Raw genomic sequence first — 23,869 nt, forward strand, 5'->3', positions numbered from 1 at the left:
GGCACGCCGCGCTCCCCCGGCGTGCGGCGCTGCCGGGGCGGTGGCGGTGGTGGCCGTCCGGGCGTCAGGCGGCTCGGGTCTGGCGGGCCTGGCGGCGGTAGCCGCCGGGGGCCAGGCCGTACTCGCGTTTGAAGGCCTTGGCGAAGGCGAATTCGGAGCCGTATCCGGACCGCGCGGCGACGGTGGTCAGCGGGGTGTCGGACTCGCGCAGGAGCCGGGCCGCGGTCGTCATCCGCCAGCGGGTCAGATAGGCCATGGGCGGCTCCCCGACCAGCGCCCCGAACCGCCGGGCGAAGGCGGCGCGGGAGAGCCCGGCCCGCTCCGCCAGCGACTCGACGGTCCACTTCGCCGCGGGGTCGTCGTGGATGGCCGCCAGTGCGGGCGCGACCGCCGAGTCACCGAGCGCGGCGGCCCAGCCCCGCGCGGCCGCCGGGGGCTGGTCCTCCAACCAGGCGCGCAGGACGTAGATCAGCAGCGAGTCGATCAGGGTGGGGACGATGCCGTCCGATCCGATGCGCGGGTTCTCCAGCTCCGCGCCGAGCAGTTGGACGGCGGCGCTCAGTTCGGGGTGGGAGCCGTGTCGCGTCCGCAGATGGATGATCTCGGGCAGCTGCTGTACGAGTGGATGCGGCCGGCCTTGGTCCAGGTGGTAGTTGCCGCACAGCAGGCTGGTCAGGGGACCGTCGCCGCCCAGCGTGACCGTGCCGATCGGCGACCCCGGACGAAACTGCTCGATCTTCTCCACCTCGGCCGGTGTGGACGGGTGGTCGGCGAGGATGTGACCCCGGCCGTCGCGTAGGAAGACCACATCACCCGGGCTCAGGGCCACCGGCTCCACAGGGGCGGGGGCGTCGTCCAGGGGCACCAGCCAGCACGTCCCGTACAGCACCACATGGAAGCCCGCCCCTGCGACGGGCGGAAGCCGAAGCCCCCAGGGGGCGCGGCCGTCGGTGCGGACGGACGTCGGCAGACCCGTCCGCATCGAGCTCAGCGCCTCGGTCAGGATGTCCACGCTCTCACCCTACGGTCAGCACGACCTTGCCCTGCACCTGCCCGGAGCCGACCAGTTCGTGCGCCTTGCCCGCCTCTTCGAGCGGGAACGTCTGCTGTACGTGGGGCCGGATCCGCCCCGCGTCGATCAGCTCGGTGATCGCCTCCAGCGACGCGTAGTCGGGCTCGACCAGAACCCCCGCGAAGTGCCGGCCCGCCGCCTCGACCTCGGCCGCCAGCTCCTGGCTCCAGTGCTCCATGATGCTGACCAGCGTGCCGCCCGGTCGCAGCACGCTCAGGGATTGCAAACCCTGGGCGTTCGAGTCGAAGACGATGTCGAGATCGCGCACCGCCTCCGTGAAGTCGGTGACCCGGTAGTCGATCACCTCGTCCGCCCCGAGGCCCCGTACGAAATCGTGCCGCGGCTCACTCGCCAGCCCGATCACGTACGCCCCGCGCGCCTTCGCGATCTGCACGGCGAAGTGCCCGACGCCCCCGGCGGCGCGGTGGATCAGCACCCGGTCGCCGGCCTTCACCCGCGCCGCGTCCACCAGTCCCTGCCAAGCCGTCAGCGCGGCCAGCGGCACGGCGGCGGCCTGCACGTGGTCGAGCGAGGCGGGTTTGCGGGCGACCTGCCGGGAGGGTGCGGCGACGTACTCCGCGTACCCGGTCGCGGCACGCGGGAAGAACGGCATCCCGTAGACCTCGTCCCCGACCTTGAACCGGGCCCCCGGGGCGGCCTCCTCCACCACGCCGGAGATGTCCCAGCCCACCCCGAAACGCGGCTCGCCCAGCAGCGGATAGTCCCCCGACCTGACGCCGACGTCCACGGGGTTCACCCCACTCGCCCGGACCCGGATGAGCACTTCGGCGCCGAGTGGTTCGGGCCGGTCGATCTCGACGGTCTCCAGGACCTCGGGGCCGCCGAAGGAATTCTGGACAACGGCACGCATGGGAACTCTCCGTTTTGGCTCGGGTGCCGATCGGGTGTCGATCGGGTCGATGCCCTGAACGTTACGGAGATCGAACGAGCTGGGTAATGGTCTGCCGTCTCGAAAACATGTCCCATCGTCTTCCGCCCGAATGCTCCGAGCCGGGCCTGCCGCCCGCTCACAAGCATCTGTGCGCGCTACCAGAGCAGTTCACGCACCTGCTGCACGCACAGGACGACGAACAGCAGGCCGGCCGCCGTCAGCATCACGTTGCTGAGGATGCCGTTGCGCCATTCCGGCGGCGTACGTGAGGAGTTCAGCAGCCACACCAGGGTGAGTGCCAGGAACGGCATGAAGAAGGCGCCGAGTACGCCGTACGCCACCACCAGGCCGAACGGCTGGTCCAGCCACAGCAGGGCCATCGGCGGGAACGTCAGCCACAGCAGGTAGACGCGGAACCACGTCGAGCGTTCCTTCACGCCCGCGGCGACCTCCCCGACCGTGCCCTCGTCCACCGGGGCGCCCTTGCGGTCGCGCTGCAGGCGCTCGACGAAGTCGGCGAACATCAGGCTCACGCCGTGCCATACGCCGATGAGCGAGGTGAACGAGGTGGCGAAGAAGCCGACCAGGAAGAGCTTCGCGGTCGCCGCGCCGTAACGGTCCTCCAGGATCGCGCCCAGGTCGATCAGGCCGCGGTCGCCCTTGGTGAGGGCGAGTTGCGAGGAGTGCAGCAGTTCGGCGCCGACGATCAGCATGGCGACGACGAACATGCCGGTGGTGATGTAGGCGACGCGGTTGTCGAGCCGCATCACCTTCATCCAGGTCGAGTCGGTCCAGCCCTTGGCGTTGACCCAGTAGCCGTACGCCGCCATGGTGATCGTGCCGCCCACGCCGCCGATCAGGCCCAGGGTGTAGAGGAGCGAGCCGTCCGGGAGTACGGGGACCAGGCCGGCGAAGGACGCGCCGACGTCGGGGCCGACGCGGGCGGCGACGTACACGACCACGACGAACATCACGCCGATCAGGACCGTCATGACCTTCTCGAAGACGGCGTACTGGTTGAACCAGACGAAGACCAGGCCGATCAGGCCCATGATGATCGCCCACGTCTTGAGGTTCGGTCCGTCCGGGAAGAGCGCGACGATCGGGAGCGCGGAGGACGACATCGCGGTCGCGCCGTAGACGAAGCCCCAGACGACGACGTAGATCGCGAAGTAGACGGTCGTCCACCGGCCGAGGCTGCGCCAGCCCTCGAAGAGGGTGCGGCCGGTGGCGAGGTGCCAGCGGCCGGCGGCCTCGGCGAGGGAGATCTTCACGACGCAGCCGATGACGGCCGCCCACATCAGGGTGTAGCCGAACTTGCTGCCCGCGATCAGCGTCGCGACGAGGTCGCCCGCGCCGACGCCGGTGGCCGCCACGACGATGCCGGGGCCGATGTACTTCCAACTGGACTTGCGGGGCGAGGTGTTGCGGCTGCCTGTCGCGCTTGCCTCGTGCTCTGCCGTGCCTGCCATCCGCCGCGTCCTCCCGCTCGTCCCCGAAAGTGATCCACTTCACCAAAGCGGGGCGGGGGGAATCGCGCAAGGGGGCGACGATGGCCGAACGCAGCCTCTTGACCGGGCCATGCCATGCCCCCACCATGTGGCCAGCACCCGCACTCCATGCGTCGCACTGAGCACGACCCCCACACTCCCCACCCAGGAGACAGCATGCGACTTCGCATACGCGGCAGAGGGCCCGCCACCTTCGCGGCCCTCGTCGCGCTCGCCGTGGCAGCGCCCCTCACCGCCGGCGCGACCGTGGCCGGGGCGGATCCCGCCCCCGCCGCCACCACGGAAGAAGTGATCAGGCAGTACGAGATCCACGGTCCGGCCACCGCCGCCGCCCGTACCGCCGTCGCCGCCACCGGAGTCTCGGTGGACGAGGCCGACGACCACGCGGTCGTCGTCAGCGCCAACTCCGCGCAGTTGAAGACGTTGAAGGCCCTCGGATACGCCCCCAGGGCGCTGCCGAAGCCGCCCGCCCGAACGGGGGGAGAAGCGGTCGAGCCGTTCGACTTCCCTTCCGCCGACTCGCGCTATCACAACTACGCCGAGATGAACACGGAGATCGACCAGCGGCTCCAGCAGTACCCGAACCTCATGAGCAAGCGCGTCATCGGCAAGACGTACCAGGGACGCGACCTCATCGCCATCAAGATCAGCGACAACGTGGCGACCGACGAGAACGAGCCCGAGGTGCTCTTCACCCACCACCAGCACGCCCGTGAGCACCTGACCGTCGAGATGGCCCTGTATCTGCTGCGCGAACTCGGCGCGGGCTACGGCTCCGACTCCCGGATCACGAACGTCGTCAACAACCGCGAGATCTGGATCGTGCCGGACCTCAACCCGGACGGCGGCGAGTACGACATCGCCTCCGGCTCGTACCGAAGCTGGCGCAAGAACCGGCAGCCCAACTCCGGTTCGTCGTACGTCGGCACGGACATGAACCGCAACTGGAACTACAAGTGGGGCTGCTGCGGCGGCTCTTCGGGCTCCACCAGCTCCGACACGTACCGCGGCCGGGCCGCCGAGTCCGCCCCCGAGGTGAAGGTCGTCGCCGACTTCGTCCGCTCCAGGATCGTCGGCGGCAAGCAGCAGATCAAGGCGGGTATCGACTTCCACACGTACAGCGAGCTGGTGCTGTGGCCGTACGGCTACACCAACGCGGACACGGCGCCCGGGCTGACGCAGGACGACCGGAACGCCTTCGCCGCAGTCGGGCAGAAGATGGCGGCCAGCAACGGCTACACCGCCGAGCAGTCGAGCGACCTCTACATCACGGACGGGTCGATCGACGACTGGCTGTGGGGCAACCAGAAAATCTTCGGCTACACGTTCGAGCTGTATCCGCGCAGTGCCTCCGGCGGCGGCTTCTACCCGGCCGACGAGGTGATCGAGCGCGAGACGAGCCGCAACCGGGACGCGGTGCTCCAGCTGCTGGAGAACGCGGACTGCATGTACCGGTCGATCGGCAAGGAGCAGCAGTACTGCGGCGCGGGGACGCGCTAACCGGCGCGGCCGGCTAGGTAGAAACCGAGGACGGGTGCGAGCTCCACGAACCATTCGTGGAGCTTCGCCTGGTTCCGGGCGGTCACCGTGCCCTCGTAGAACCGGCCGTCGGGGAGCACCACGGCCACCATCAGGACCAGTCCCTGCGGGCCCTGCTTGTAGTGCACGGTCTGGATGTCGCGCCAGGGGAAATCGAGGGTCGCGCCGTTGGACTCCAGCGAAACCCCCTCGGCGTCGACCACGACGGCGTTACGCCGGTCCGCCGCCAGGAAGTCGGGGTACGGAGCAGGGCCGGGCGCGGGGGCGTACGGAGCCTGCGGTGCGTACGGCTGCGGCGGGACCTGCGGGGCGTACGGCTGCTGCGGCTGCGCCGGGGCGGAAGCGGGGGGCGCTGGGGCGAAGGCCGGGGGCGAGGGGCCGAAGCCTTGCGGGGGCGGCGGGTACGCGCCCGGCGCCGCGCCACCCTGGTGTCCGGTCTGTTCGTCCATGCGTTTAATTATGGCAAGGGCGTGAAGGTCGGCCCAGGGCGGCCAGGGCGTCGATCTCCATGAGCAGGCCCCTTCGCCGGATCAGCCGACGGGTCACCGCTGTCGATCGTGGATCAGCACATCAAGCAGCAAGACCGTCCGACCTGCGGGGCAAATTCCACAGAGATCCCTACCCCTGGGTGATCGTCGCGGAGGAGGCGCATGTCGCACACGCCGCCGTAGGGACCGCGGCCGGGTTCTTCATCACGGCGGAACCCAGAGTTTCCTTGACCACGCACAACCAGAAGCTGCACCGGCTCGCCGGGCAGAATCGGCGTACTCCGTCCTCATGCGACTGGACGGCTCGCGGTGACATTCAGCCGGCATCGCGAGCCTGTCCCCTATCGCGCACCAGGCTGTTACGACGCTACCGTTCCTGGGCGGTGAGCAGGAGTGAGTCCTGTCTCGCCGGCACGCCCCGAACGGTCTTGGGCGCACTGGTCCTCCGCTTTCGCGTCCCGGGTGGCGACGCATATCGTGTGTGCGGTCCGTCCCGGGCGGGCGGAATCCCTACGACCTGGCCATGTGGGTGTGACCAGAGGCGACGGGGAGGCCCCGAGCCATCTCTCTGGTGAAACGGGGGCCCCGACTGCTGACGCCACACCCCGCGTCCCAGATCGCACCGAGAACGTCACGCACCCCCGCCCGACACACCCGCAGAACGTCACACCGTCCACCCCATCGTGTTCATGTTCGCTAAAATCATGTGCTCGCCCAGCAGTTGTGAACCCCCTGAGGAGGCTCCCATGGCCGACGGCAACCCGGTCGGACGACTCGCGAACGAGCGCGTGGACCACCGCTTCAAGGGGCTCCCGCCGGACGCCGAGGGGCTGACGGTGGGTGAGCTGGCGGCGGAGCGGCGCAACCTCTTCACGGGTGGGTTCACCACCCCGGTGCTCGCGCTGTCCGCCGAGTCGGTGGAGCACAATCTCGCGCTCCTGGAGACGTACGCCGAGCGGCACGGGCTCGCCTTCGCCCCGCACGGCAAGACGTCCATGTCGCCGCAGCTCTTCGAACGGCAGCTGGAGCGGGGCGCGTGGGGCATCACGGCGGCGGTGCCGCATCAGGTGCGGGTCTACCGCGCGTACGGCATCCGGCGGATCTTCCTCGCGAACGAGGTCGTCGACGCGGCGGCGCTGCGGTGGCTGGGCGCCGAGCTGGACGCCGACCCCGACTTCCGGTGCGTCTGTTACGTCGACTCCGTGCGCGGGGTGGCGCTGATGGACGAGGCGCTGCGGGGGCGGGGCCACGTAACCCCGCGTCCGCTGGATGTGGTCGTCGAGCTGGGCGCGGGTGAGGGGGCCCGTACCGGCGCGCGTACGACCTCCGACTGCGCGGCGGTCGCGGACGCGGTGGCGGCCACGGCGACGCTGCGGCTGGTAGGCGTGGCGGGGTACGAGGGCGAGGTGCCGGCGGCGGATGGCGATTCGGTGCGGGCGTGGCTGCGTGAACTGGTCGCGCTGGCGGTGGAGTTCGACAAGGCGGGGCGTTTCGCCGGGGCCGGTGAGGTGGTGGTGAGCGCGGGCGGGAGCGCGTGGTTCGACGCGGTGGCTGAGGTGTTCGCCCAGATTCCGGAGCTGTCGCTGCCGGTGTTGAAGCTGCTGCGGTCGGGGGCGTACGTGTCGCACGACGACGGACAGTACCGGCGCCTCACGCCGTTCAACCGGGTGCCGGAAGAGGGTGCGCTGCAGCCGGCGTTCCGGCTGTGGGCGCAGGTGGTGTCGCGGCCGACGCCCGAGCAGGCGTTCCTCAACGCGGGCAAGCGGGACGCGGCGTACGACTTGGATCTCCCGGAGGCGCGGGCCGTGCGGTCCGCACGCGACGGCTCGACCCGCCCGGCGACCGGTGTCACCGTCACCGGCCTGTCGGACCAGCACGGCTGGGTGCGGACGGAGCCGGGGGTTGACCTTGAGGTCGGTGACTGGGTGGGGCTCGGGTTGTCGCACCCGTGCACGTCGTTCGACAAGTGGCAGTTGATTCCGCTCGTGGAGGCGGATGGGACGGTCACGGATTACATCCGTACGTTTTTTTAGTGGCACGGCCTTTTCGCGGCGCAGCCCACCAGTGGCGCAGCCCACCAGTGGCGCAGCCTTCCAGTGGCGCAGCCTTCCAGTGGCGCAGCGAGAGGAGCGCACACGTGGACCTCGTCCTCCGTGACGTCCACCTGATCGACGGCACCGGCAGCCCCGCCCACCGGGCCGATGTCGCCCTCACCGACGGCCGCATCGCCGCCGTCCACCGGGAAGGCGACGGCCCGCGCCTCAGCGCGCGCCGCACGCTGCGGGCGGACGGCCTCGCTCTCGCGCCCGGGTTCATCGACATGCACGCCCACAGCGACCTCGCCCTTCTCCGCGACCCCGACCACAGCGCCAAGGCCGCCCAGGGCGTGACCCTCGAAGTCCTGGGCCAGGACGGGCTGTCGTACGCGCCCGTCGACGACCGCACCCTCGCCGAGGTCCGTGCCGCCATCGCCGGCTGGAACGGCGGTGCGCCCGGGGATACGAGCGTCGACTTCGACTGGCGGACCGTCGGCGGGTATCTCGACCGCCTCGACCGCCAGGGCATCGCCGTCAACGCCGCGTATCTCGTCCCGCAGGGCACGGTCCGGATGTACGCCGCCGGGTGGGACGACCGGCCTGTCACCGACGCCGAGCTGACCCGCATGAAGCAGCTCGTCGCCGAGGGCATGGAGCAGGGCGCCGTCGGCATGTCGTCCGGCCTCACCTACACCCCCGGCATGTACGCGAGCGACGGTGAACTCACCGAGCTGTGCCGCGTCGTGGCCCGCTACGACGGCTACTACTGCCCCCACCACCGCAGTTACGGCGCCGGCGCCCTCGCCGCGTACGAGGACGTGGTCGCCCTCAGCCGGGAGGCGGGCTGCGCGCTGCACCTCGCCCACGCCACCATGAACTTCGGCGTCAACGAGGGCCGGGCGCCCGAGCTGCTCGCCCTCCTGGACCGCGCCATCGTCGGCGGCGCGGACATCTCGCTGGACAGCTATCCGTACACGCCCGGCTGTACGACGCTCGTCGCGCTGCTGCCCGGCTGGGCGGGCGAGGGCGGCCCGGCGGCGGTGCTCGCGCGGCTGCGGGACGACGCGGCCGCCGAGCGGATCCGGCATCACATGGAGGTGACCGGCGCGGACGGCTGCCACGGGGTGCCCGTCGACTGGGACACCATCGAGGTCTCCGGGGTCGGCGACCCCGGTCTGGCCGGCTTCGTGGGCCGGACCGTCGCGCGGTCCGCCGCGCTGCGCGGCGAGGCGCCGTGGACCACCGCGCGCCGGCTGCTCATCGACGACCGTCTCGGCTCGACGATCCTGCAGCACGTCGGCCACGAGGAGAACGTACGGGCGATCATGCGCCACCGGGTCCACACCGGCGGCTCCGACGGCATCCTGCAGGGCGACAAGCCGCACCCACGGGCGTACGGCACCTTCCCGCACTTCCTGGGCCATTACGCCCGCGACCTGGGCGTACTCACGCTCGAAGAGGCGGTTGCCCACCTCACCTCCCGCCCTGCCGCCCGGCTGCGGCTGCCCGACCGGGGCTGGTGCGGGAGGGCTACCGGGCGGATCTGGTGCTGTTCGACCCGGAGACGGTGTCGGCGGGGTCGACGTTCGCGTCGCCGCGGACCTTGCCCGTCGGCATTCCGTACGTCCTCATCGACGGCAGGTTCGTGATGGCGGACGGCCGGCGCACGGACGTGCTGGCGGGGCGGTCGGTCCGCCGTACCGCTTCCAGGACCTCCGGCTGAGCGTCCGGGGCCTCCACCTGAGCGTCCGGCCCGGCGCGCCACAGCAGCAGGCCCAGCGCGCACACCACTCCCGCCAGCAGGAAGCCGTACCCGGGGGTGCTGCCCGAAGGGTGCGTCACGAAGACCAGGGCGGCGGACAGGACGGCGAGGACGCGGCCGAGCCGGCCGTTCCAGGCGGTGGCGGCGATCGCGGCGACGCCCCACAGCAGGTACCAGGGCTGCACCATCGGCGACAGCACGACCAGGGCCAGCAGCGCCACCCCCAGGGCGTGCACCGGGGGCAGGGGCCGGGGCCCGTGCCAGGGGTGCATCCTGCGCAGGGCCGCCAGGGCGGCGTAACCGATCAGGGCGAGCGCGAGGGCGAGGCCGAGGGTCTGCACGGCGGTCTTGACCACGTCCGGGTCCCAGCCGGCGAGCCGTTGCGTCAGCCGTCCGGCGCCCAGCCCGAGGTCGCTGGAGACGGACAGCGCGGTGTGGATGTTCCCGGCGACGCTCTGCGTACGCAGCCAGCCGAAGCCGGTGCCGCCGACGACGGTCGCGGCGGCGGCGAGGGCCCCGGCCACCAGGGCGGGTACGGCGGCCCCGCGCAGCACGCGCCGGGCGAGCGGCCCCGAGGTGGCGCGCACCACCAGTACGCCCACGAAGAGCAGCGCTACGGCGGCCGGCGACTTGACCATCGCCGCGAGGGTGATGAGCGCGCTGCCGGCGACCCACCGGCCGCGCAGCGCGCACACCGCGCCGGACAGCATCAGGGCGATCATCAGGCCGTCGTTGTGCGTGCCGCCGACGACATGGATCAGCGTCAGCGGGTTGAGTACCCCGAGCCACAGCGCGCCGGTCCGGCTCGCCCCGCACGCGCCGGCGATCCGCAGCGTCGCCCAGGCGGTGAGGGCGAGCGCGGCGAGGGCTATGACCCGCATGCCGAGCACGGCGGGCACGATCTGCCCGCCGGTGACCCACACGACCGCCTTCGCGAGGATCATGAAGACGGGACCGTACGGGGCGGGGGTGTCGGTCCAGTGCGCGCCGACGCTCGCGGCGGCGTCGGCGCCCAGTTCGCCCGGACCCAGCACCGAGGGGCCCGACGTGTAGACGTCGTGGCCTTCGAGGGCCATCGCGCCCTGGGCGATGTAGCTGTAGACGTCGGCGCTGTGCAGCGGCGGGGCGAGCACCAGCGGCGCCGCCCACCACACGAGTGTGACGACGGCCGCGCGGACCCCGCCCGCCGCACCCCGCGCGACAAGCCGCCCGTAGCGCCCCCAGGCCACGACCAGCAGCGTCAGCCCCAGGTACGCGAGGACGGCGGCGGCCACGGTGACGGCCGGCCCCTGCGGGACCCAGATCCCCCAGGGGTCGCGGGCCGGCAGTCTCCCGGCGCCCATACCGCCCACGGCCACGGCGACCGCACCGATCGCCCCCAGCCGGCGGCATCCGACAGCACTCAACGCCCACATGACGAGCCAACTTATCCGAGGTGCCCGAACGGGCGGCCACGGCGGGATGGTCATTGCGTGCGTGGCCTAAAACACGGAGCGGGCGTGGAGGCGCGCCCGTAAGGTGGCGGACATGCAGGTGATCCAGTCGACGAAGCTCGCAAACGTCTGTTACGAAATCCGCGGCCCCGTGCTCGAGGAGGCGATGCGGCTCGAAGCGGCGGGTCAACGCATCCTCAAGCTGAACACCGGCAACCCGGCGGCGTTCGGGTTCGAGTGCCCGCCCGAGATCCTGGAGGACATCCTCCGCAACCTCGCCGGCGCGCACGGGTACGGCGACGCGAAGGGCCTGCTGGCGGCGCGGCGCGCGGTGATGCAGCACTACCAGACCAAGGGCATCGAGCTGGACGTCGAGGACGTCTACATCGGCAACGGCGTCTCCGAGCTGATCCAGATGTCGATGCAGGCGCTGCTCGACGACGGCGACGAGGTCCTCGTGCCCGCGCCGGACTATCCGCTGTGGACCGCGTCGGTCTCGCTGGCCGGCGGCACGGCGGTGCACTACCGGTGCGACGAGCAGGCCGACTGGATGCCGGACCTCGCCGACGTCGAGCGCAAGATCACCGACCGCACCAAGGCCCTCGTCATCATCAACCCGAACAACCCGACGGGTGCGGTGTACGGCGACGAGATGCTGCGGGGCCTGACCGAGATCGCCCGCCGTCACAATCTGATCGTCTGCTCCGACGAGATCTACGACCGGATCCTGTACGACGGCGCCACGCACACCCCGACCGCCGCCATCGCCCCCGACCTGCTGACGCTCACCTTCAACGGGCTCTCGAAGAACTACCGGGTCGCCGGTTACCGCAGCGGCTGGCTGGCGGTCTGCGGCCCCAAGGCACATGCCTCGTCGTACATCGAGGGGCTGACGGTCCTCGCCAACATGCGGCTGTGCGCGAACATGCCCTCCCAGCACGCGGTGGCCACCGCGCTCGGCGGGCGGCAGTCGATCGAGGACCTGGTGCTGCCGGGCGGCCGGATCCTGGAGCAGCGGAACACGGCGTACGACCTGCTCACCCAGATCCCGGGCGTGACCTGTGTGAAGCCGAAGGGCGCGCTGTATCTCTTCCCGCGGCTCGACCCGAAGGTCTACAAGATCAAGGACGACCGGGAGATGGTCCTCGACCTGCTGCGGACCGAGAAGATCATGGTCGTGCAGGGTACGGGCTTCAACTGGCCCGAACCGGACCACTTCCGCATCGTGACCCTGCCCGCGGTGGAGGAGCTGGCGGACGCGGTGACGCGGATCGGGAACTTCCTGGACGGCTACGGGCAGCCGTAGCCGGTTGCGCCTGTGCACCCGACCGGGCGCGAACAGGCCGCGACTCGGCTCAACTTTAGACAGAATCCAATGTAGAGTGGTCTCCTGACCCTGGGGCAGGAGGCCATTCCCATGTACGAGCCGATCCGTAGCAAATCGGTGCACCGTATGGCCGTCGAAGCCGACCGGGCCGACTTCCCGCACCGTTCGCGTGAGGAGGAGCTGGACATCCAGCTCGCCGGACACCTCTCGGCGCTGCTCGCCGTCACCGACGAGCTCGGCCTCGGCGAGGCGGCCGAGCGCATCGCCGGCCAGGTGGCCCGGCTGCGCGGTGGCGTCCCGGTGCGGCAGGGCGGACCGGGACAGGGTCCACTGGCCGCGCTGCACAGCCGCGCCCACGAGATCGCGGGCCGCACCCTGGTCGTCGCCGCCTCGCGCGCCGACACGGCGGTCGCGATTCTCGCCGCAGAGCGCATGGACGCCCACGCGGCGGCGCTCCAGGACGCGCGCCTCGTCGGAGCCTGACGGCTCCCCCTCAGCGGCCCCGGCCCGCGTGCCGCCTCGGCGCCCGGGCCGGGCGCCACGCCCGTCGCGCACGTGAAACAACCCGCGTGAAACAGCACCCGTGAGAGACAGCACCCGCGGAACAACCCCCGAAGCCGTGAGGGGGCTTCGGGGGTTGTGGCGCGGTCAGGCTGATGTCAGGACAGCCGGCCCGGCCGCGGAGTTCAGCGGGTCAGCGACGTCAGCCCAGGCGCTTGACCAGCGCGTGGTACTCGTCCCACAGCTCCTTCGGGGCGTGGTCGCCGAAGGTGTTCAGGTGCTCGGGGACCAGCGCCGCCTCCTCGCGCCAGACCTCCTTGTCGACCGTGAGCAGGAAGTCCAGCTCGGCCTCGGACAGGTCCAGGCCGTCCGTGTCGAGTGCGCCCTTCGCCGGCAGGATGCCGATGGGGGTCTCGACGCCCTCGGCCTTGCCCTCCAGGCGCTCGACGATCCACTTGAGGACGCGGCTGTTCTCACCGAAGCCGGGCCACACGAACTTGCCCGCCTCGTTCTTGCGGAACCAGTTCACGTAGTAGATCTTCGGGAGCTTCGACTGGTCGGCCTTGTCGGCGCCGACCTTGACCCAGTGGCCCATGTAGTCGCCCATGTTGTAGCCGCAGAACGGCAGCATGGCGAACGGGTCGCGGCGCAGCTCACCGACCTTGCCCTCGGCGGCGGCGGTCTTCTCGGAGGCGACGTTCGCACCGAGGAAGACGCCGTGCTGCCAGTTGAAGGACTCGGTCACCAGCGGCACGGCGGTGGCGCGGCGGCCGCCGAAGAGGATCGCGGAGATCGGTACGCCCTTGGGGTCCTCCCACTCGGGCGCGATGATCGGGCACTGGCCGGCCGGGACGGTGAAGCGGGCGTTCGGATGGGCGGCCGGGGTGCCTGACTCGGGGGTCCAGTCGTTGCCCTTCCAGTCCGTGAGGTGCGCGGGCGCCTCCTCGGTCATGCCCTCCCACCACACGTCGTTGTCGTCGGTCAGCGCGACGTTGGTGAAGACGGAGTTGCCCCACATGGTCTTCATGGCGTTGGCGTTGGTGTGCTCGCCGGTGCCGGGCGCGACGCCGAAGAACCCGGCCTCGGGGTTGATCGCGTACAGCTGACCGTCCTCGCCGAACCGCATCCACGCGATGTCGTCGCCGATGGTCTCGACGGTCCAGCCGGAGATCGTGGGCTCCAGCATGGCGAGGTTGGTCTTGCCGCAGGCGCTCGGGAACGCGGCGGCGACGTACTTCGACTCACCCTGCGGGGGCGTGAGCTTCAGGATGAGCATGTGCTCGGCCAGCCAGCCCTCGTCGCGCGCCATGACGGAAGCGATGCGCAGGGCATAGCACTTCTTGCCGAGCAGGGCGTTGCCGCCGTAACCCGAGCCGAAGGACCAGATCTCGCGGTCCTCGGGGAAGTGCGAGATGTACTTCGTGGAGTTGCACGGCCACGGCACGTCGGCCTGGCCGTCTTCCAGCGGCGCGCCCAGCGTGTGGACGGCCTTGACGAAGAAGCCGTCGGTGCCGAGCTCGTCGAGGACGGCCTGGCCCATGCGGGTCATGGTGCGCATGGAGACGGCGACGTACGCCGAGTCGGTGATCTCGACGCCGATGGCGGAGAGCGGCGAGCCGACCGGGCCCATGCAGAACGGAACGACGTACATCGTGCGGCCGCGCATCGAGCCGCGGAAGACGCCCTTCTCGCCGGCGAACAGCTCCCGCATCTCCGCGGGAGCCTTCCAGTGGTTCGTCGGGCCCGCGTCCTCCTCCTTCGCGGAGCAGATGAAGGTGCGGTCCTCGACGCGCGCGACGTCGCTGGGGTCGGAGGCGGCGTAGTAGGAGTTCGGGCGCTTGACCGGGTCCAGCTTCTTGAACGTGCCCTTGGCGACGAGCTCCTCGGCAAGCCTGTCGTACTCGGCCTCCGAGCCGTCGCACCACACGATGCGGTCCGGCTCGGTGAGGGCTGCGATCTCGTCGACCCAGGAGATCAGCTCCTGGTGGTTCGTCGGAAGGGTGGTGGGAGCCGCGTTGTCGCGCGCCACGATTGCTCCTAAGTGAGGGTTTTTGTAGGTGTATGCCCCGTGGGGGCCGCGACCCGGACGCTTCACGGTGTTGAATCTTTGGCGCTCATCCGGTGCCGACCGCACTCATTTGATCATCCGACCCCCGCGCCCATATGTCCAGGGGGCCGCACACGTGAGCATCGCCACTCATCCCGGCCATACCTGGCCGTAACCTACGGTTGCGTAGGTAGGATGCCGTATATGACCTTTCCCGAGTCCTCCGATCAGCTCACGAACGCCGAGAGCCCCGGGCGGGGGCCGGTCGAGATCGACCTGCCGGACCCGGTCAAGCCGAAACTGCGGGGCTGGCTGCACGCGGGAATGTTCCCCGCCGTCGTCGTCGCCGGGCTGGTGCTCATCGCCCTGGCCGACTCGACCCGCGCCCGGGTGGCCTGCGCGATCTACGTCGTCACGGCCTGCCTGCTCTTCGGGATCAGCGCCGTCTACCACCGCGGCACCTGGGGCCCGCGCGGCGAAGCCGTGCTGCGCCGGCTGGACCACGCGAACATCTTCCTGATCATCGCGGGTACCTACACGCCCCTCACGATGCTGCTGCTCCCCGACTCCACCGGGCGCACCCTGCTGTGGGCGGTCTGGGCGGCCGCCCTGGCCGGGATCGCCTTCCGGGTCTTCTGGGTCGGCGCCCCGCGCTGGCTCTACACCCCCTGCTACATCGCGATGGGCTGGGCGGCGGTGTTCTTCCTGCCGGACTTCATGCGGGCCGGCGGTATCGCCGTGCTGGTCCTGGTGATCGCCGGCGGTCTGCTCTACAGCGCGGGAGGCGTCATCTACGGCCTCAAGCGCCCGAACCCCTCACCCCGCTGGTTCGGCTTCCACGAGGTCTTCCACTCGCTGACACTGGCCGCCTTCATCACCCACTACGTCGGCATCTCACTGGTCGCCTACCGGGCGTGACAGTGGCAGGCACGGCCGCCAGGGACGCTGGGCACGCAGGACGGCGCTCCGGACCTCGGCCGACCGAGGTCCGGAGCGCCGCGTTAGCCCGTCGGCGGCGTCAGCGCCGGCGGAAATCTCCCTTCCCGCAGGCCGTGCCGTCCTTGTCGCGGTCCAGGCCGTGCCGGTCGCGGCGGACATCCATCGGGCCGTGGCCCTTCGACTTCAGCCACTGGCAGCGGTCGGCGGCGGGCACCTTCGCCGGGAACGTCCACGGCACGCAGGTGCTCACCTCGCCGTAGGCGTGGTCGCAGCCGTCGTACCCCTCGGGCATCGTCACGCCCGCCTTGGCCTTGCCCTGCGGCTTCCCGTGGTCACCGAGACCGCCATGGTCGCCGTGACCACCGTGACCGCCCGGCGCCGCCGGGGTGCCCGGCGCCTTCGGTGCGGCGGCCAGTTCGTCGGCGTAACGCTGCACGCGCTGCGCCGCGACCTGCCCCTGCGGGCCGACCCGTACCCACTTCGACACCGACGGCACGCCCTTCGCGTCCACGACGGACAACATGTACCAGCCGGGCGGCGCCAGGTTGGGGTTGCTGGTGAGGCTGAGGTCGATGATGTCGCCGTTGACGGTCATCGGCAGGTCGACCAGGCGCTGGTTCGGGTCGGAGGAGTGCGTGACGGCGGCCGGGCGGATCAGGGACGCCTTGACCACCGGCTTGTCGACGGTGATGCGCTGCGCGGCGCCGTACGCCCACTTCTGCGTGGCCACCGACGTGATCCGTGGGCGGGCGCCCTTGAAGAAGTACGGCGGTTTGTAGACCGAGACCCGCCGGTCGAAGGAGCCGTCGCCCGGGTTGTCGCCGACGCTCAGCACCCGTCCGTCGGCCAACAGCGTGGACGAGGAGTGGTACGTGCGCGGCACCGGGTCGGCGGCCAGACCCGGCTGGAAGGTGTTGGTCGCCGGGTCGTACATCGACGCCCCGAAGACCGGGTCCTCGCGATAGGTGTGCAGCGCGCCGCCGGTCTCCAGGACCTTGCCGTCGGGGAGGATCACCGTCGACAGGTAGACCTTCCCCTCGGCGCCCTTCTGCCAGGAGCCGTCGGCGTACCGGCCCTGCGGCAGGTCGGGCCCGGCGACGTACTTTGGGGAGGCCGCCTTCAGGTCGATCAGGTCGACGAGGCGGTGCGCGTCGGGCGACACGGTGTGGTTGCCGCCGCCGGCCGTGAGCACCTTCTGGTCCTGGGCGGGGGGCAGCAGCAGCGACGCGGACTGGTCGCGTTCGTCCTTCTTGCGCAGTCCGGGTACGTCGGTGATCGTGCCCTTGTCGTAGTCGTAGACGGAGGCGCCGGTTCCGGGCAGGCCGGGGCCGAAGGTGTGACTGCCGCTGTAGAAGAGGCGGCCGTCCTGGAGCAGGATCATCGCCGGGTACAGGCCCCAGAAGGACCAGGCCTGCTTGGACTCGCCCATCGGGAGCCACTTGTTCTGGGCGTAGCTGAAGCGCTCGTTGACGACGGTGCCCGCCGCGTCCTCGCCGAGGCCGCCGAGGGATACGACGTCGCCGTTGCCCATCGCGGTCGCGGAGGGGTACCAGTGGCCGGCCAGCATGTCGTTGACCTTGATGTACTTGTTGACCTTCGGGTCGAAGACGTAGCTGGTCTTCAGGCCCTTGTAGCCGACCGTGCCGTCCTCGGACGCGTAGTCTTTGTTGCCCCCGACCACCAGCACCCGGCCGTCCGGGAGCTGGACATGCCCGGCGCAGAAGAAGTCCTCGGGCGTCGGAATATTCGTATACGTGTGGGTGGCGGGGTTGAAGAGCGTGGACTTGAACGTCCCGGCGGCGAACGCGTCCCGGTCGTTGCCGGAGCCGGCGATCAGCAGGACCCTTCCGGTGTGCAGCAGCACCGAGTGGACGGCGCGCACCGGAGCGGCAGCCGTCTGCACGCTCCATTCGCCCTTGCACTCACGGCCCTTGCCCTCGCAGGGGTCGGCGGGCGGCTCGGGCACCACGGTCGCGTCGGCCATCGCGTAGTCGTCGGTGGTGAGCGAGCCGACGCCGTAGAGCGCGGCGCCCCAGGTGATCTGGTCGGTGTTCGCGGGGACGACGGGGGTACGGACCTCGGTGCGGGCGTACGCCGCCGACTGCGGCAGGGTGTTGAGGTCGGTCCAGAAGACCCAGCCGGCCGTCTTGTCGTGGCGGAACAGCGTCATCGTCACATCGGGCGTCGTCGACTTGTACCAGAGCGACAGGTCGTACTGGTGGCCCTCGGTGACCTGCGGCGCGCAGGCGTTCTCCAGCATCATCGCCTTGCGGTCGCCACCGGCGCGGCGGGTGAGGTCGATGCGCAGGGCGTTCGCTCCGGCGTGCGCGTCGTCCGTCACGGTGTACGTGAAGTCGTTGTCGCCCCAGCCGGACTTCTCGAAGCACTCGGGGAACTCGCCCTGTGCGCCGAGGGTTTCGAGTCCGGGGTTGGATATCAGGTTGGGTGCGGCGCTAGCGGGCGGGGCGTCGAGCGGCGCGAGTCCGAAGCCGGCCACCAGGAGCGCGAGTCCGGTCAGGGCCAGACGCGTCCTGCCGCGCCGGGCCGCTCTGCGGTAAGAGGTCATCCCTCCCCCTTCTTGGGCTTGTCGACCTTCTTGGGCTTGTCGACCTTGAGAATGTCGATCCGGCCCTCGCCCTCCCCGAAGCTCGCGACCGGATGGCTGTGCCGGAACACGTTCCGCAGGGTGGGCAGGTTGGCCTGCTCGCCGCGCAGGGCGGGCGTGGACACGACGTAGTCGATGTCCTTCCAGCCGCCCGGCAGCGTCCTGACGACCGCCGGGTCCTGGTCTAGCTTGTAGTGCCAGATCGCGCCGGTGCCCGGCCGGTATCCGGCCTCGACGGCGTCCAGCCACAGCACCCCGTCGGTGACCACGCGCATACGTTCGCGGTCAACCACCGGTGTCTCGCGCAGCCAGCGGGAGGCCGAGTGGTAGACGCCGTTGTCGTCGCCGAACACCGTGGCGCGGTCCTCGCGGTACCAGTGCGGCGCCACGACCACGGCTGCGACCGCCACGGCGACGACGGCGGCCCCCGGCCGCACCGCCCAGGGCCGGCGCGGGAGCAGCGCGATCCCGGCGCACACCAGCCCGGTGACGGTGAGCGCGAGGAACGGCAGCAGCTGGGCGACGTACATCTGCGGCAGGTAGCCGCCGGGGCGCAGGGCGACGAGGGCCAGCACCAGGACGGCGAGGGCCACGGGTCGCAGGCGGCGTACGGCGAGGGCGATCACGGCGGCGGCTCCGCCGGCGAGCAGCAGATACGGGTCGCGCGAGAGCCAGTCCAGGATCAGGGTGTTGGCGTCGGTGCCGTCCTCGAAAACCGAACCGCTGCCCTCGCGGCCGCCGAGCTGGAACTTCAGCGTGCCGAGCAGCGAGACATGGTCGGCGCCCGGCACCAGTTCGCCCTTGAGCGTCGCGTACAGCGGATAGAAGAGACCGGTGAGTACGAGACCCGAGCCGAAGCCGGCGAAGGAGAAGGTGCGCGTCCTGGGATGACTGCCGTGCCACAGCGTCACCAGCAGGACGGGCAGCAGGACCGCGATCGTCTCCTTGGAGAGGACCGCGAGCGCGAAGGCGCCGCCCGCGGCGATGTGGTGCCACAGGTGGCGGCGCGGGGAGAGGGCGAGTGCGAAGGCCGCGAGGGCCCAGACGACCGCGAAGTTGTCGAGATAGATCTGCCGGTGCAGGGTCACCGCGAGCGGCGAGAGCCCGTACAGCAGCGTGGCGAACGCGGCGCCGGGGCGGGCGAGACCGATCCGGCGGGCCAGGACGAAGACGAGCACGGCTCCCGTGGCGACGACGGGGAGCATGGCGACGCGGCCCTGGACGAACGTCGGCAGGTCGGGGAAGAGCCAGGCGGGCAGCCAGGAGAGCCCGGCCAGCTGTATCCAGCCGAACGGCGGGTGGTCGTACCAGTAGGTGTAGTGGGCGAGGTCGCCGTTCCGCACGGCCCAGGCCTGGGCGAGGTAGGTACCCTCGTCGTCATTGGGGAATGGGAAGTTCCCTATGTTCCAGGCGCGCAGGAAGACGATCAAAATCAATAGCGGCGCCACCCAGGCGAAATCGCGCAGAAACGAAGGCTTGTTCGGCTTTTCCGGAACTCTGTGCGATGCGTGCGTGGCGTGAAGAGGTCGTAAATCTGGCCGGTTTCGAGTATCGGCGCGCAGCACAGCGTTACTCATGCAGATCCCCCACCCTGAAGATCCCCCTGGTCTGCACTGCCAAGGGTCCGACCCCCCGGACCCAGGCGTGCGGCAGCAGCATGGCACATGTGAAGGCGCCGCATAAGAAGAACCCGCAATTCCGCTTGCATCAACGGCCGGCGCACGCCCACCCGGATTTCGCGCCGTTGCCGCGCAAAACAACGACCTGCTAGCTTCCCCGCGGGGAGAAAAACACCGCACCATCTTCGAGACCGAATGACCTAGGGGGGAATTCGTGGTCTCCGCTGTCCTTTTGGTGGACTCGCTCATACTCATGGCCACCGCCGGCGTCACACTCTGGTGGATGGTTCACGCCTGGCGTACGCCGGAGACGCTGGAATCGACCGCCTTCGCCGAGCCCGACGGGCACCACGGGGTGTCCTTCTCGCTGCTCGTACCGGCCAGGCACGAGGAAACGGTGCTGCGGCACACCGTCGAGCAGATGCTGAAGATCGACCATCCCGGCTTCGAGATCGTGCTGATCGTCGGCCACGACGACCCCGGCACCGCCGCCATCGCCCACCAACTGGCCTCCGAACACCCGCACATGGTGCAGACGGTGGTGGACCACCACGAGACCAAGAACAAGCCGCGCGCGCTCAACACCGCGCTGCCGTACGCCAAGGGCGAGGTCGTCGGCGTCTTCGACGCGGAGGACATCGTCCACCCCGAGCTGCTGAGCCACGTCGACTTCGCCTTCCGGCGCGACGACGCGGACGTGGTGCAGGGCGGCGTACAACTCGTCAACTTCGACACCAGCTGGTACAGCCTGCGCAACTGCCTGGAGTACTTCTTCTGGTTCCGCAGCCGGCTGCACCTGCACGCCCGCAAGGGCTTCATCCCGCTCGGCGGCAACACCGTCTTCGTCCGCGCCGCGCTGCTGCGCGAGACCGGCGGCTGGGACGGCGACTGCCTCGCCGAGGACTGTGACCTGGGCGTACGCCTGTCCTCGCGCGGCGCCAAGGTCGTCGTCGCCTACCACGCGGCGCTCGTCACCCGCGAGGAGACACCCGACACGCTCGTCGCGCTCTTCAAGCAGCGCACCCGCTGGAACCAGGGCTTCCTGCAAGTCCTGCGCAAGGGCGAATGGCGCGGACTCCCGGGCCGGCGCCAGCGCCTCCTCGCCCGCTACACCCTCTCCACGCCCTTCCTCCAGGCCGCCACCGGCATCATGATCCCGCTGGGCCTGCTGCTGGCCTGGCTCGGCGGCGTATCCCTGCCGATCGCACTCATCGCGTGGCTGCCGATGGTGCCGATGGTCGCGATGACGGTCTTCGAGGCGGTCGCGCTGCACGACTTCGGCCGCGAGTACGGCTTCCGGATCGGCCCGTGGCAGTACGTGAAGCTGACCGTCATGGGCCCGGTGTACGCCGTCGTACTCGCCGGGGCGGCGCTGCGGGCGGTGTGGCGCGAGTACACGGGCCGCCGGGACTGGGAACTGACGTCGCACATCGGCGCCCACCTCACCACGCCGCCCGCCCGGCAGGAGGCGCGGTGACAGCGCTGCGCCACCTGGTGACGCTGCGCACCTCGGACCCGCGGGCGCGGGTCGTGCTTCGGCCTGATCGGGCTCTCCGGCTTCGTACCGAACCTGGCGCTGCTGTGGCTACTGAGCAGCGGGCGGCGGTCTTCGTGGCGTGGGCGGGTCTGGGGCCCGTCCTCGCGACGGCTCTGGCCATGGTCGTGGTCTTCGCCGGCCGCTTCCTCCTGGTGGACCGCTGGCTGTACCGAAGCCGAGCGCAACCCCTGGCACACGCTGCCCCGGCCCCCACGGCCTGACGCCGCCACGGCGGGGTCCCAAAGCCGGGGCTCCGCCCCGGACCCCGCCCCTCAAACGCCGGAGGGGCAAATACGCACACCCCGCCCAGCGTCCCGAGGTGCCAGGAGGAGACGCGCCGGGGCGCTCCCCGCAGGGCGCCGAACACAACCCGCCCGCACAAACCGACCCCGCCGAACGTTCGGCACCCGAGGAGACGCCCCGGCACGTCACCGACCCCAAAACCCCGACCCGCGACCCGGCCCCCGCGCACAGCCCCCGCGCCCGCTCAGCCCCCCGCCTCCCCCAGCCGCTCCCGCAGCACCCCCGCCTCAAGCGTCGGCGCATCGCACACGAAGTGACGGCAGACATACGCCCCCGCCCCCCGCTCCGCCAGCAGCGGGAACTCCGCACTCCCCGCCTCACCCACGGCAACCACCGCCCCCGGCGCGGTCGCCAGCAGCGCGACCCGGTGCAGCTCCCTCATCAGCGAGTCGTCCGGGCCGGCCCCCACCACGGCCACCTCACGCGGTCCGTCCAGCGCCGCCTCCGCCACCGCGAGCCCCCACCCGATGAACCTCGGCGCGCGCGGCCCGAGCGCCTTCACGACGCCCAACGCCCCTTCCGCCGCGCCCCGGTGCGCCTCCGAGCCCGTGTGCGCGGCGTACGAGAGCAGCGCCCCCGCCGCCGCCGTCCACCCCGATGGCGTCGCGTTGTCCGTCGGGTCCTGCGGGCGCCGGATCAGCTTCTCCGCGTCGTGCGCGGTGTCGTACAGCGCCCCGCCCTCCCCCACGAACTGGTCGAGCACGATGTCCAGCAGGAATCCCGCGAACTCCAGCCACACGCCCTCGCCCGTCACCGCCGCCAGCGCGAGGAAGCCCTCGGCCACGTTCGCGTAGTCCTCCAGGACCCCCGCGTTGGCGCCCACCCGCCCGTCCCGCGAGGTACGGGCGAGCCGGGCCGTGTCGTCCATGTGCAGCCGTACCAGCAGGTCGGCGGCTTCCGTCGCCCGCTCCACCAGGTCCGGCCGGTCGAAGTACGCCCCCACCTCCGCCAGCGCGGCGATCGCGAGCCCGTTCCACGAGGCGACCACCTTGTCGTCCCGCCCGGGCCGCGACCGCGCACCACGCGCCGCCAGCAGCCGCGCCCGCACATCCGCCACCCGCGCGGCATCATGCTCCCCCACCTGCTCAACCGCCTGCTCCCCCGCCTCCGCCCCCTCGGGAAGCTGAAGCACGGACGCCCCCTCCTCGAACGTCCCCTCCACCGTCACCCCGAAGAGCCGCGCCGCGAACTCCGCGTCCCGCTCCCCCAGCACCTCACGCAGTTGCTCGGGCGTCCATACGTAGTACGCGCCCTCCACGTGCCTGCCCGTGCCGTCATCGCTGTCCGCATCCAGCGCAGACGCGAATCCACCCTCGGGCGTACGGAGTTCGCTCACCAGGAAGTCGGCGGTCTCGAGCGCCACCCGCCGCGCGAGATCCGACCCCGTGGCCCGCCACAGATGGGCGTAAACCCGACACAGCAGCGCATTGTCGTAAAGCATCTTCTCGAAGTGCGGCACGACCCAGTCGCGGTCGACGGAGTACCGCGCGAATCCGCCCGCGAGCTGATCGTAGATACCGCCGCGCGCCATCGCCTCGCAGGAATCCGCGGCCATCTGCAGGGCGCCCTCGGACCCGGTACGGGCGTGGTGCCGCAGCAGGAACTCCAGCACCATGGACGGCGGGAACTTCGGCGCCGCACCGAATCCGGCCCGCGTGGAGTCGTAGTCCCGGGTGAGCCCGAGCAGCGCCTGCGCGAGCTCTTCCTCCCCCGGCAACTCCGGCGCCCCGAAGGCGAGCGACCGCTCCCCCAGCTCCCGCACGATCTTCCCGGCGACCTCGGCCACCTCGTCCCGCCGCTCGTCCCAGGCAACCCGCACGCCCTCCAGTACCTGCCCGAAGGACGGCATGCCGTGCCGGGGCTCGGGCGGGAAGTACGTACCGAAGTAGAACGGTTCCGCGTCGGCGGTCAGGAACACCGTCATGGGCCACCCACCGTGCCCGGTGGCGGCCTGCACGGCCTCCATGTAGACGGCGTCGACGTCCGGCCGCTCCTCACGGTCGACCTTGATGTTGACGAAGTGCTCATTGAGGTAGGCCGCGGTGGACCCGTCCTCGAACGATTCGTGCGCCATCACATGGCACCAGTGACAACTCGAGTAACCGACGCTGAGCAGCACCGGCACCCCCCGCTCCCGCGCCTGTGCGAACGCGTCTGGCGACCACGGCCACCAGTCGACCGGGTTGTCGGCGTGCTGGAGCAGGTACGGAGAGGTCTCATGGGCCAGTCGATTCGGCATACCCCAATCCTCGCGCACC

17 protein-coding genes are annotated in these 23,869 nt (G+C 70.8%); 8 read left to right on the plus strand and 9 right to left on the minus strand.

Features of this window, described 5'->3' with window-relative positions; genetic code table 11:
* Positions 1-64: 64 nt before the first annotated feature.
* From ACU6WZ_RS09120 to ACU6WZ_RS09130, 3 genes are all read right to left on the minus strand, one after another.
* A complete protein-coding gene (locus tag ACU6WZ_RS09120) occupies positions 65-1,012 on the minus strand; it encodes an AraC family transcriptional regulator (RefSeq protein WP_447032612.1) in 948 nt (315 codons plus the stop codon).
* Between the two features lie 4 nt (positions 1,013-1,016).
* Positions 1,017-1,943, minus strand: coding sequence for an NADP-dependent oxidoreductase (locus ACU6WZ_RS09125; RefSeq protein WP_447032613.1), 927 nt, complete (start codon positions 1,941-1,943; stop codon positions 1,017-1,019).
* A gap of 176 nt (positions 1,944-2,119) precedes the next feature.
* Positions 2,120-3,436, minus strand: a complete 1,317-nt coding sequence (locus ACU6WZ_RS09130; protein WP_447032614.1) for an Nramp family divalent metal transporter — start codon at positions 3,434-3,436, stop codon at positions 2,120-2,122.
* 195 nt (positions 3,437-3,631) lie between these two features.
* On the opposite strand from ACU6WZ_RS09130, the gene ACU6WZ_RS09135 reads away from it, so the two are divergent.
* Positions 3,632-4,975 carry a M14 family metallopeptidase gene (locus ACU6WZ_RS09135; protein ID WP_447032615.1) on the plus strand — a complete coding sequence of 448 codons (1,344 nt, stop codon included), beginning with the start codon at positions 3,632-3,634 and terminating at the stop codon, positions 4,973-4,975.
* On the opposite strand, the gene ACU6WZ_RS09140 is transcribed toward ACU6WZ_RS09135, so the two are convergent.
* Complete coding sequence (locus ACU6WZ_RS09140; RefSeq protein ID WP_447032616.1) at positions 4,972-5,463, minus strand: hypothetical protein; 492 nt, start codon at positions 5,461-5,463, stop codon at positions 4,972-4,974. The genes ACU6WZ_RS09135 and ACU6WZ_RS09140 overlap by 4 nt on opposite strands.
* Positions 5,464-6,248: 785 nt before the next feature.
* Here ACU6WZ_RS09140 and ACU6WZ_RS09145 point away from each other — a divergent pair.
* Positions 6,249-7,535: an amino acid deaminase gene (locus tag ACU6WZ_RS09145; RefSeq protein ID WP_447032617.1), complete on the plus strand. Its 1,287-nt coding sequence runs from the start codon at positions 6,249-6,251 to the stop codon at positions 7,533-7,535.
* A 104-nt stretch (positions 7,536-7,639) separates the two neighbouring features.
* Positions 7,640-9,187, plus strand: coding sequence for an N-acyl-D-amino-acid deacylase family protein (locus tag ACU6WZ_RS09150; protein WP_447032618.1), 1,548 nt, complete (start codon positions 7,640-7,642; stop codon positions 9,185-9,187).
* Here the strand turns inward: ACU6WZ_RS09150 and mptB are convergent.
* Complete coding sequence (gene mptB, locus ACU6WZ_RS09155; RefSeq protein WP_447032619.1) at positions 9,069-10,715, minus strand: polyprenol phosphomannose-dependent alpha 1,6 mannosyltransferase MptB; 1,647 nt, start codon at positions 10,713-10,715, stop codon at positions 9,069-9,071. The two genes, ACU6WZ_RS09150 and mptB, sit on opposite strands and share 119 nt — an antisense overlap.
* A 112-nt stretch (positions 10,716-10,827) precedes the next feature.
* Here mptB and ACU6WZ_RS09160 point away from each other — a divergent pair, with 112 nt between their 5' ends.
* Entirely contained in the window at positions 10,828-12,039 is a 1,212-nt protein-coding gene (locus ACU6WZ_RS09160) for a pyridoxal phosphate-dependent aminotransferase (RefSeq protein WP_447032620.1), read from the plus strand.
* Between the two features lie 111 nt (positions 12,040-12,150).
* A complete protein-coding gene (locus tag ACU6WZ_RS09165; protein ID WP_447032621.1) occupies positions 12,151-12,543 on the plus strand; it encodes an SCO4983 family protein in 393 nt (130 codons plus the stop codon).
* 220 nt (positions 12,544-12,763) lie between these two features.
* On the opposite strand, the gene ACU6WZ_RS09170 is transcribed toward ACU6WZ_RS09165, so the two are convergent.
* Positions 12,764-14,590, minus strand: coding sequence for a phosphoenolpyruvate carboxykinase (GTP) (locus ACU6WZ_RS09170; protein ID WP_447032622.1), 1,827 nt, complete (start codon positions 14,588-14,590; stop codon positions 12,764-12,766).
* 222 nt (positions 14,591-14,812) lie between these two features.
* Between ACU6WZ_RS09170 and trhA the strand changes: the two genes are divergently transcribed.
* Entirely contained in the window at positions 14,813-15,526 is a 714-nt protein-coding gene (gene trhA / locus ACU6WZ_RS09175) for a PAQR family membrane homeostasis protein TrhA (protein ID WP_447032623.1), read from the plus strand.
* A 100-nt stretch (positions 15,527-15,626) separates the two neighbouring features.
* On the opposite strand, the gene ACU6WZ_RS09180 is transcribed toward trhA, so the two are convergent.
* Together ACU6WZ_RS09180 and ACU6WZ_RS09185 are read right to left on the minus strand one after the other, a co-directional pair.
* Positions 15,627-18,113, minus strand: coding sequence for a galactose oxidase early set domain-containing protein (locus ACU6WZ_RS09180; protein WP_447032624.1), 2,487 nt, complete (start codon positions 18,111-18,113; stop codon positions 15,627-15,629).
* A complete protein-coding gene (locus ACU6WZ_RS09185; RefSeq protein ID WP_447032625.1) occupies positions 18,110-19,600 on the minus strand; it encodes an ArnT family glycosyltransferase in 1,491 nt (496 codons plus the stop codon). Before ACU6WZ_RS09185 ends, ACU6WZ_RS09180 begins: the two co-directional genes overlap by 4 nt.
* A gap of 424 nt (positions 19,601-20,024) precedes the next feature.
* On the opposite strand from ACU6WZ_RS09185, the gene ACU6WZ_RS09190 reads away from it, so the two are divergent.
* Positions 20,025-21,248, plus strand: a complete 1,224-nt coding sequence (locus ACU6WZ_RS09190) for a glycosyltransferase (RefSeq protein ID WP_447033945.1) — start codon at positions 20,025-20,027, stop codon at positions 21,246-21,248.
* A gap of 104 nt (positions 21,249-21,352) precedes the next feature.
* Positions 21,353-21,529: a hypothetical protein gene (locus ACU6WZ_RS09195; RefSeq protein ID WP_447032626.1), complete on the plus strand. Its 177-nt coding sequence runs from the start codon at positions 21,353-21,355 to the stop codon at positions 21,527-21,529.
* A 266-nt stretch (positions 21,530-21,795) separates the two neighbouring features.
* Here the strand turns inward: ACU6WZ_RS09195 and ACU6WZ_RS09200 are convergent, their stop codons facing one another.
* A complete protein-coding gene (locus ACU6WZ_RS09200) occupies positions 21,796-23,850 on the minus strand; it encodes a thioredoxin domain-containing protein (protein WP_447032627.1) in 2,055 nt (684 codons plus the stop codon).
* Between the last annotated feature and the right edge of the window lie 19 nt (positions 23,851-23,869).

It is taken from the genome of Streptomyces hypolithicus, from assembly GCF_052934925.1.